The sequence below is a fragment of the Streptomyces sp. NPDC041784 genome (genome assembly GCF_055591025.1).
On sequence record NZ_JBVJAB010000011.1, the window covers coordinates 248,871 to 258,369 of the forward strand.

7 protein-coding genes are annotated in these 9,499 nt (G+C 74.1%); 3 read left to right on the forward strand and 4 right to left on the reverse strand.

Annotation, left to right across the window (positions count from 1 at the left end; translation table 11 throughout):
* Window positions 1-52: 52 nt before the first annotated feature.
* The 4 genes from ACZ6D7_RS24910 to ACZ6D7_RS24925 form a co-directional block, all read right to left on the reverse strand.
* Complete coding sequence (locus ACZ6D7_RS24910; protein ID WP_469494658.1) at window positions 53-1,753, reverse strand: hypothetical protein; 1,701 nt, start codon at window positions 1,751-1,753, stop codon at window positions 53-55.
* A gap of 140 nt (window positions 1,754-1,893) precedes the next feature.
* Complete coding sequence (locus ACZ6D7_RS24915; protein ID WP_469494827.1) at window positions 1,894-3,921, reverse strand: DUF1996 domain-containing protein; 2,028 nt, start codon at window positions 3,919-3,921, stop codon at window positions 1,894-1,896.
* A 212-nt stretch (window positions 3,922-4,133) separates the two neighbouring features.
* The gene (locus tag ACZ6D7_RS24920) at window positions 4,134-4,904 is read right to left on the reverse strand and encodes a hypothetical protein (RefSeq protein WP_469494661.1); all 771 of its coding nucleotides are present in this window, start codon (window positions 4,902-4,904) and stop codon (window positions 4,134-4,136) included.
* Between the two features lie 193 nt (window positions 4,905-5,097).
* Window positions 5,098-6,306 carry an MFS transporter gene (locus ACZ6D7_RS24925; RefSeq protein ID WP_469494664.1) on the reverse strand — a complete coding sequence of 403 codons (1,209 nt, stop codon included), beginning with the start codon at window positions 6,304-6,306 and terminating at the stop codon, window positions 5,098-5,100.
* Window positions 6,307-6,344: 38 nt separating this feature from the next.
* On the opposite strand from ACZ6D7_RS24925, the gene ACZ6D7_RS24930 reads away from it, so the two are divergent.
* The 3 genes from ACZ6D7_RS24930 to ACZ6D7_RS24940 form a co-directional block, all read left to right on the forward strand.
* Window positions 6,345-7,010 carry a CGNR zinc finger domain-containing protein gene (locus ACZ6D7_RS24930; protein ID WP_469494669.1) on the forward strand — a complete coding sequence of 222 codons (666 nt, stop codon included), beginning with the start codon at window positions 6,345-6,347 and terminating at the stop codon, window positions 7,008-7,010.
* 147 nt (window positions 7,011-7,157) lie between these two features.
* Entirely contained in the window at window positions 7,158-7,808 is a 651-nt protein-coding gene (locus ACZ6D7_RS24935; protein ID WP_469494672.1) for a lipoprotein, read from the forward strand.
* Window positions 7,809-7,937: 129 nt separating this feature from the next.
* Window positions 7,938-9,499, forward strand: a 1,562-nt coding sequence (locus tag ACZ6D7_RS24940) for a PAS domain-containing protein (RefSeq protein ID WP_469494675.1), incomplete at its 3' end; no start/stop codon positions are given.

A 9,499-nucleotide genomic window follows, 5' to 3' on the forward strand; every position in this document is an offset into this window, starting at 1 on the left:
CCCTGTGGTGCGTCCTGTTGTGCGGCCTGTTGTGCGCCGACAGCGTCGTCGATCAATTGTCCATGCCGCAGCAACCGGGTGTGACGGCGGAGTCCTCGACGGCCTCCAGACGGCAGAAGCAGGACGCCCGGACGGGTACGTCGGCCAGCGCGGCCGCGAGCTTCAGCTGCTGGGCCACGATCAGGGCCTCCGCGTCCTTGCCCTGCCGGACGAGGCACTCGTGGAAGCCGTGCAGGGACCAGACGTTGCCGGGGTGCTGGGAGGGGCGCGTCAGGGTGTCGTCGAGGCCGAGGTCGGCGCGGTAGACCGCCTCGGCCTCCGCGATCCGCCCTTGCTCCAGCAGCAGGGCGCCGTAGGCGTGCCGGGTGGGCTGCATCCAGCCCCAGGGCTCGTCGTAGGGGAGGTTGTCGTCCAGGTCGATCGCGCGTTCCAGGGCCGCGAAGGCGAGGTCGTAGTGGCCCCTGCGGTACTCCAGTTCGCCGTCCAGCATCGCGGCGGCGATCGCGAGGATGTCCTCGCAGGTGTTGTTGAACAGCATCCGGGTCTCGGGGATCCGGCCGGCCGCCGCCCGGAACAGCTCGCGTTCGGCCTCGGCCTCCTCGACCCGGCCGGTGGCGGACAGGGCGACGCCCCGGGCGTAGTGGAGCAGGGCGGTCGTGACGCAGTGCAGCTCGGGGTCCGCGGGCAGTGGCAGGGCGAGGATGTCCTGCCAGCGGCCGAACCGGATGAGGACGTGGAAGCGCATCCCGAGGAAGCCCTCGAGCCAGTCGGCCATCGGCGGGCTCGGCACGCGCAGGAGTTCCTCCGGGATCGACTCCTCCAGGCGGTCGGCGGCCTCCAGGGCCGTCCCGCACCGACCGAGGAACATCGCGCCGTAGATCTTGAAGTGGTGGTTGTGCGACCGGTAGAGCGTGTAGAAGTTCATCGCGCCGGCGCGCGCCCGGTACTTCTCGTCGGCGGCGATCGCCGCGGTGTTGTCGGTGACGACCCGGCGGTAGTCCCCGCACAGCACGTCCAGGTGGGACGGCATGTGCTGAAGGTGGCCGGCGTCGGGCACCAGGTCGCGCAGCAGGTCGGCGACCGGGAGGGCGGCCTCGGGGGTCGGGGACATCTCCATGAGGTGGACGTAGAAGTGCAGGATTCCGGGGTGCCGGGCCGCGGGCCCGGTGGCGAGCGCGCGGTCGAGCACGTCCTGGGCCTGCCGGGTGCGCGCGCCCTCGGCGGGGGTGCCGGTGCGCAGGTCCCACAGCTGCCAGGGGGTGAGGTTCATCAGCGCGTCGGCGTACAGGGCGGCCACGTCCAGGTCGTCGGGGGCGAGGTCGTGGACGGCGCGCATGGCGTCGGCGTACGGCTCGTTCCACACCGAGCAGTCCTTCGCGGGGCCGGACTGCGGGTAGCGGGCGCGCAGCGCGCCGATCAGGGCCCGTTCGACCGGGGTGGCGCCGGCGGCCTTCTCGTGGGCCAGCTCCACGGCGGCGTGGGTGCGGGCGACGGTCCGGGTGAGGTCCTCCTCGTCGAAGAACTCCCAGGGCTTGTTGTAGTTGGGGCCGAACGCGTAGGCGATGCCCCAGTGGGCCATGGCGCAGTCGGGGTCGGCCCGGACCGCGGCCTCGAAACAGGCGACGGCCTCCTCGTGGTGGAAGGCGTACGACCACACCAGCCCGCGGTCGAACCACAGCTGGGCCTCGGGTGACGAGGTCGTCACGGGCCGGCCGTGGCTGCCGAGGTCGTAGGGGTACTCCGTGGACTCCATGGCTCTCCCATCGTCACGCGCGATTCGAGCGACGTATACCGCGCGGCCGGCTGCCGCGAGGGTCGGTCGGGGGCGGGAGCACCCGTTCGGGACGGGCGAAGGGGCCCGCCGGCAGTGCCGACGGGCCCCTTCGACGGAACTCAGTCCTTGCGGAACGCGGTACGCCGCAGGAGGACGAACCCTGCGATCAGCAGCAGGCCTCCGGCCATGGCGGGCCACAGCTGGGCGCCCGTCTCGGCCAGGCTGCCCTGCACGGCCTGGGGTTGGGTCTGGGGCTCCGTCTGCGGGCCGGTGTCGTCCGCCGGGGCGGTCGTGGCGGCGGCGGACGGCTCGGCCGGCTCCTCCGGGGGCGCGGTGGCGGCGGTGCCGACCTCACCCTGGGAGCCTTCGCCCTCGTCGGCGCCGGAGCCGGTGTCGGGCTTCGCCGTGTCGGCCTTGGGCGACGGCTTGGTGTAGACCCGCGGCTCGTTGGTCACCGGGGTGTCGCCACCGGCGTCGTTGCCGCCGTCGCCGGCGGGCTCGTCGGCCGGGGGCTCGGGGGACTGGGCGGGCGGGGGCTCGTTGCCGTTGTCGCCGCCGTTGCCGGTGTCCCCACCGTTCCCGGTGTCCCCACCGTTGTCGCCGCCGTTCCCGGTGTCCCCACCGTTCCCGTTGTCGCCACCGTTGCCGTCGTCGCCACCGTTGTCGCCGCCGTTGCCGTTGTCGCCGCCGTCACCCGCTCCGGTGCCGGCGCCGCACGTGCGGCCCTCGTTGATGCAGTCGACCATCTCCTGCATCAGGCCGTCGTCGAAGACGTTGATGAAGTCGCCGTGGTCGGTCCCCGGCTTGTGCAGCTGCTCGGGGAAGGAGTCCACCGCGAAGAGCGGGGTCGTCCGGCCACCGTCGGCGAGGCTCGGCGCGTCGACGTCGTACACGATGCGCTGGACCAGCTGCGGGATGGCCTTGAAGCCGTTCGCGCAGCTGCCGTCGGCGGCGGCGAAGGCCACATGGGTGCGGTGGTTGGCGCTGTCGATGTTGGAGCCGTCCCAGCAGCTCTGGAAACGGAAGGTGCGCACCACGTCGCTGCCGTCCGGGCAGAGCGGGTACTTGTCCTTCAGCTGCCGGTCCTCGAAGCCGGTGCAGCTCCAGGAGGCGTTGGCGTTGACCGGGCCGTTGACGAAGGCCTTGGCGTCGCCGGTGATGATGCGCAGCAGCCGCGGCATGGCGGTGACCTGCGACCGGGCGTTGCCGACGAAGCTCAGCGTGACGTCCTTGGGCGTGACGATCTCACCGGCGTTGCCCTCGATGCCGCCGCCGGGGCTCTTGGCGTCCTGCTCCTCGGTGCCGTTCTGGAGACGCAGAACGGGCCAGTAGTAGGTGGACTTGTCGCCCTGGTCCACACAGGTCGTCTCGGCGTTGGCCAGGTCCTCGTCCGAGGCGAAGGCGTCGTTGGACTGGTTGCCGATGTAGTCGTGGAAGTGGTGGGCGCCGTTGGAGACACCCGGGGCGACGATCACATTGTCCGAGTTGAACAGACCGTTCTCGTTGACGCCGCAGCTGCTGGCGAAGGTGCCGCGGGAGGGGCCGGATGCCGGGTCCGCGCCCTGGCCGCCGGGCTGGACGGTGGTGATGTCCACGTAGTCCGCGGCGACGGGGCCGTTGCCGGCCTGACCGCCGTTGCCCTGCTGACCGTTGCCGCCCTGCTGGCCGTCGCCCTGCTGACCCTCACCGTCCTGGCCCTGCGCCTGGCCCTGGTCGCCCGCCTGGCCGTCCTGGCTGGCGCCCTGGTCCTGGCCGCCGTCGCCCTCCTCGCCCGCCTGGTCGTCGGCGGTGCGCAGGGTGCAGGCGGCGAACTCCTCGAGGTCCTGCGGGCGCTCGCCGACGCGGTCCATGGCGACCGCGATGCGCTCGATCGTCGCCGCGCGCTTCTCCTTCAGCGGGTTCATCACCGCGTTGTCGGCGAAGCCGGCGTCCTCGCGCACGGACTGGGCCGCGTCCTGGAGCTGTTGGTAGGCCGCGGCTATCTGCTGGTCCAGTGCGGCGAGTTCACGGTCGACCTCCTCGCCGGCCTCCTCGGGCACATCGGTGAGCCGCGTCCCGACGTCGGGACAGTCGATGGTGACGGAGCCCGATGTCCAGGGCTTGCCGGCGTCGTCCTCCGTGGCGGAGGCGTAGACGTTCGCCGCCATGAGCCCGCCACCGCCGAGCATCAGCGCGACCGCCGCGAAGGTCGCGCGCCGTCCGCCCGTTGGGCGTCTGCGCCTGTTGTGTACCAAGGAGTGCTCCTACGCGTCGTGGTCGGCGGCCGGACAAGAAATTTCCCCCTGGTCCCATACGCGGCCCGACGCGGGAGTGTTCAATCATCCCGGAAATTCATATCAACATCTCAGGTTGCCCCCTCTCACCTGCGTACACACAGGGCTTCGGGCAACAGGCGCCGCAGCCGCCCGCCCTGACCGTGCAGCAGCCCCAGGACGACGGCGGCGGCCACCGCGATCAGATGCTCGCGTCCGGCCAGATTGGGCTTGGCGATGGACTCGACGACCATCGAGCCGCCGGTGAGCGTGAAGACGATCGGGGCGCGGCGGACGACCGAGAGGTAGGTGAAGAGGCCCACGACCGCCGCGGACGGCCCGGTGTCGAGCACGTGCCCCGCCTCGGGCGGCAGCCCCAGCCCCCACCAGCCCGGGCCCATCGCGATCATCACCCGCACCGTGAGGGTGCCGGCCAGGGTGCACGCGTAGGCGACGGCCAGCGTCCGGGCGCGGCCGAGGGTGAGTTCGGCCAGGGCGAAGGCGAGGAAGAGCTGGGTGATGCCGCCCCAGACCGGCAGGTCGAGCGCGGGAACGTACAGGGAGACCGGGGTGCGCAGCACCGCCAGCCACAGGGGGAGGTCGCCCTGGACCCCGCCGAGGAGCCGCACGGCCGTGGCTCCGGCGGGCCGTTGGGCGATGGCGTGGAAGAAGATCACGCCCCCGCATGCGACGACCGCCAGCAGCAGCGCACCGGGCCCCCGCCGCCGCAGCTGCCGTACGGGATCGACGACGATCCCCTGCCACTCCCCCCGCACCGTCCGCCCGGCGAACGCGACGCCCCGGGAGAGGGCGCCGCCCCGCTCCTCCGGCGCTCTCTCTCCCCTCGGTTCTTTCGCTTCTTTCTCTGCTTCCTTCACTTCTGTCTCTGCGCGGTCGTCCACTTCTGTCTCTGCGCGGTCGTCGCCGGGCCGGTCCACTTCCGGACGCAGGATGCTCAAGGTGTCCCCAAACGCTCGTCTCACTGTGCGCCGCGCCCTGTGCTCGGCGTGGCGCACCGGTGAAGACGCGAACGGGGCCCACGAGGATCACTCGCCCTTTTTGTCCCCCGGATCAGAGGCGTGGGCGGCGCCCGGCAGGCGGTACACGTTCGCGGACCCGTACGGTCGTCACCCGGGCCGCGAGGAGTTGGAGCGCGGTCGCCGCCAGCAGGACCGCGGGCAGTGAGCGGGCGCCGAGCGGGCCCGCCACGGCGGCTCCCAGCGCGAACCCGGTGACCTTGGCGCTGGCCCCGGTGGCGAAGATCTGGGCGCGCAGCTCCTCCGGAGCCTCCCGATGACGCACGGCGAACAGGGCGGTCAGCTGGGGTCCTTCGCCGAGGCCGGCCAGCACGGCGGCCAACACGACCGCGGCCGGGCGCCCCGTCGCCGCGAGGACCAGGGCGCCCGCCTGGATCAGCGCCCCGCCACGCAGCACCCGGCCGGGGTCCGGGGCCCGGGCCAGGCGGGCGAGGGCGGCGTTGGCGGCGAGGGCCGAGGCGGCCGTGCAGGAGAGCAGCAGCGCGCCGTCGGCGGCCCCGCCCAGGGCCCGCTCCCCCAGCAGCGGCACACAGGCCGTCAGCATCCCCTGGGCGGTACAGGAGACGACCGAGCCGAGGGTGGCGGCGGCGAGGTGCGGGTGGGTGAGGACGTACCGGGTGCCGGTGGCGAGCCGGGCGAGCACGGGGGCGGTGTCCTGCCGCTTGCGGGCCTGGGCCGACAGGGCGGGGCCGGGCGGCCGTAACGCCGCGCCCGCTCCCACGCACACGAGGGCGGCCGCCCCCGCGACCGCCTCCGGCGCGCCCAGCGTCCGGGCCGTGAGGCCCGCCAGCGCCGGTCCGGCCAGGCTCGCGGCGTTGAAGGTCATCGCGTCGAGCGCGGTGGCCCGGGTGCGGCCGGCCGGGGTGGGCGGGACGGGAAGGCGGGCGGTCCAGCCGGCCGAGAGGGCGGGCCCGGGCAGGCCGGTGAGGACCGCGAGGGCGAGGGTGACGGCGAACGGGGCGCGGCCGAGCGTGAGCAGGACCGCCGTCAGGCCCAGCGCGTGCAGGAACAGGGCCGCCGCCAGCAGGTGTCCGGGCCGTCGGGACCGGTCGAGGAGGGTGCCCAGGACGGGTCCGCCGGCCGCGGCCGCGACAGTGGCCGCGGCGAGGAGCACCGATGCCCGGGCCGCCGAACCGGTGAGGGCGAAGGCCGCGAGGAGCAGCGCGGGTCCGGCCATCTCGTCGCCCGTGCGGGCGGCCAGGGCACCGGCGAGGTGGCGGTGCGGCGCGTCACGCTTCGTCATGAGCAGGACGTTATGTCGGTAACTGAAAACTCCTCAACATGCGTTACATTGCCCGGGTGCCCACCTCCCCCACTTCCCCCACTTCCCCCGCCTCCCCCACTCCCCCCGCCTCCCGCCACGCACCCGCCGCCACCGACGCCGACTGGTCCGTCCGGCATTCCGTGGCGGCGGCCGCCCGCCGTACCGCGGCCCTGCTCAACGTGCTCGGCGAGGACCCCGCGCCCGCGCCGGAGCGGGTCGCCGAGGTGCTGCGCGCCCACGGCGAACCGGAGCCCCTCACGCTGACGCCAGGGGACGTCGACCGGATGCGGGCGGCCGGTGAGCCGCTGCGGGAGGTCTTCGCCGCCGAGGACGTCGACCGGGCCGCCGAGGCCCTCAACCGGCTGTTGCACGAGCACACCGGACCCCTGCGGCTCACCGCGCACGGCGGGCGCACGCCCTGGCACCCCCATCTCGACCGGTCGGACGACGGCCCCTGGGACGAGTGGTTCCTGGCCTCCTCCTGCCTGGCGCTGGCCGTCCTCCTCTGGGACCGTCGGCGCCCGCCCGGCCGGGTCTGCGCGTCGCCGTCCTGCGCCCAGGTGTTCGTCGCGCAGGGCAGCGGGCCCGTACGCCGGTACTGCTCGCGCCGCTGCGCCACCCGCGAGCGCGTCGCCGCCCACCGCCGCTCCCATGCCGCCCGGGACACCGGCGCCACCGCGTGAGCAAACGATGAGCAAATAGCGAACGCAGGGTCGTACCACCCGGTAACCACATGTGTCGGTCCCCTCGGTTACAGTTCCCCGCCGGCATGGGACCGGCCTGAAGCACTGTCACGAGGGGAACATCAGGTGCGCGTTGGGGTGGGGAACATGGGGCGGGGGCTGACGCTGGCCGTCCTGCTGGCGGGGCTGGTCACGGGCTGTGGGGGCGCGGACGAGGGCGCGAAGGGCAAGGGCTCGAAGAGCGTGGCGGGGGCCGAGGCCACCGCCGACGTCGCACGGCGCGGGGAGACGGTCGGCAAGGCCGGGTCGGCGTGCGAGCTGCCGGTCGCCTTCGACACGGCCGAGTTCTGGGAGCCCGAGGCGGTCGACGCCACAGAGGCGACCGAGGCGACCGGCGACCTGGCCGAGCTCGCCGACGCGTTCCTGCGCCAGGGCCCGGTCACCATGGCCTGCGAGATCGACGCCAAGCCCGCCGGGAAGATCGGCTTCCTGCGGGTCTACACCGGCGAGCCGGGCGACGCCGACCCGCGGGCGGTGCTGGAGGACTTCGTCGCCGCCGCGACCGGCGTGAGCGGCGAGAAGTACCGCTCGGTCAAGACGGGTGACGTCACCGGCACCGAGGTGGAGTACGTCACCACGAGCGAGATCCTCGAGGAGACGAAGAAGGAGCGCGCCCTCGCGGTCGGCACGCCCGACGGGACCGTCGTCCTGCATCTCGGTGGCATGGACACACAGGAGCACGAGGCGATGCTCCCGGCGTACGAGCTGGCCAAGAGCACCCTGCGCGTCACCGCCTGACGCGGTCCGCGGGCCGGCGGGCGGGGCCTCCGGCGGCCGCGCTCGGGCCCGCGCGGATGCACACCCGCCCCGGTGTGGCGCATTCTTGCTGTGTCGCCCACGCGGCGGCGCACGGACGAGGTAGGGCCGATGACTGGGAGCGCCGGGGACGAGCTGAGGCCGCCGGGGCCACCGATCGCGCTGCTGACCGGGGCCGCGGTGGACGCCCTGCGGGCCGCGGACGGCCGCGCCGGGGGCGTCTACCTGCGCTCGGGCACGCCCGGGGTGCTGCGGCTCGCGGTGGTCGCGGGGCTGCCGGGGCCGTTGTTCCGCCCGTGGTGGCGGGTGCACGTGGACCGGCCGTTCCCGGTGGCCGACGTGCACCGGACGGGCGTACCGGTGGTGCTGGCGAACGCCGCGGACGCGATGCGCCGCTATCCGCAGTTCGCGGCGGGCCTGCCCTTCCAGTTCGGTCAGCTGAACGCACCGGTGGTCGCGGGGGGTGAGGCGTTCGGCGTCATGACGGCGCTGCGCGACGCGGTGTCCGACGCCGGGGAGGTGCTGGCGGAGCGCGAGCGGCTCGCGGAGGCGGCGAACGCCCTCGCGGCGGCCCTGCTGCGGCTGAAGGCCGAGGGCGGGAGCACGTCCTGGGACGACGAGCCGCTGTCCGTACGGCCGCCGGCGGCGGAACCGCCCCCGGGCCGGGTGGGCCGTTTCTCGTGGGACCCGGCGAGCGACACGGTCGTCGCCGACGACCAGGCGCGGACCCTGTTCGGCCTGCCGCCCGGCTCGCTCCCGCACACCCTGGACGCGCTGGCCCGGACCGTGGACCCGACCGACGCCCACCGGCTGCCCGCCCTGCTGCGCCGCACCGCCGAGGGGCGGCCGCCGGCCGTGCCGATCGAGGTGCGCACCGCGGAGGGCGGTCTGCGGCTGCTGGAGCTGTGGGCGGCGTCCGACGGGGCCCGCGGGCCCGTCACGGGCGTCCTCCTGGACCCCGGCCCGGGTGCCCTCGCCGACGGGGCCGCCGATCTGCTCCCGGAGGGGGTGTTCTGCCTCGACCGGCTGGGGCTGATCGTCTACGCCAACCACCGGGCCGCGGAACTGCTGGGCGTCGAGCGCGGCCTTCTCACGGGCCGGCCGCTGTGGGACGCCGTGCCGTGGCTGAACCAGCCCGCGTGCGAGGAGCCCCTGCGCGGCGCGCTGCTGTCGCCGGAACCGGTGCACTTCCACGTCCGGCGGCCCGCCGGCGGGGACCGGCCGTTCGAGGGGGACTGGCTGAGCATGGCCGTCTACCCCGGAGCGGACCTGCTCACCTGTACGGCGGTCCCGGCCAAGCGGGTCCCGGACGACTCGGCCGTCGCCCCCGACACCCCGGCGCCCGACGACGCCGCCTCGACGGCGCCGCTGTACCGGCCCATCGTGCTGGCGATCGCGCTGACCGAGGCCGTGACCGCCCGCCAGGTGTCGGCGGTGGTGATGCAGGAGCTGCTGCCCGCCTTCGGTGGCCGCCGGCTGGCCATCTATCTGCTCCAGGAGCGGCATCTGTACCTGGCGTGGGAGAACGGCTTCCCGGAGGGCTTCCTGGCCCCGTTCGAGGGTGTGGGTCTCGGGGGCCGGCCGCCTAGGGGCGGGGACCCCACCAACGGACAGCCACCCGTCTTCTCACCTATAGAGCAGATGGCCACCTCACCCCCCCACAGGCGGACGAC

Bases quoted from the DNA above. Each gene is read 5' to 3' on its own strand.
- ACZ6D7_RS24910 (WP_469494658.1), bottom strand. From the start codon at position 1,753: ATGGAGTCCACGGAGTACCCCTACGACCTCGGCAGCCACGGCCGGCCC.
- ACZ6D7_RS24915 (WP_469494827.1), bottom strand. From the start codon at position 3,921: ATGGCGGCGAACGTCTACGCCTCCGCCACGGAGGACGACGCCGGCAAG.
- ACZ6D7_RS24925 (WP_469494664.1), bottom strand. From the start codon at position 6,306: ATGACGAAGCGTGACGCGCCGCACCGCCACCTCGCCGGTGCCCTGGCC.
- ACZ6D7_RS24930 (WP_469494669.1), top strand. From the start codon at position 6,345: ATGCGTTACATTGCCCGGGTGCCCACCTCCCCCACTTCCCCCACTTCC.
- ACZ6D7_RS24935 (WP_469494672.1), top strand. From the start codon at position 7,158: ATGGGGCGGGGGCTGACGCTGGCCGTCCTGCTGGCGGGGCTGGTCACG.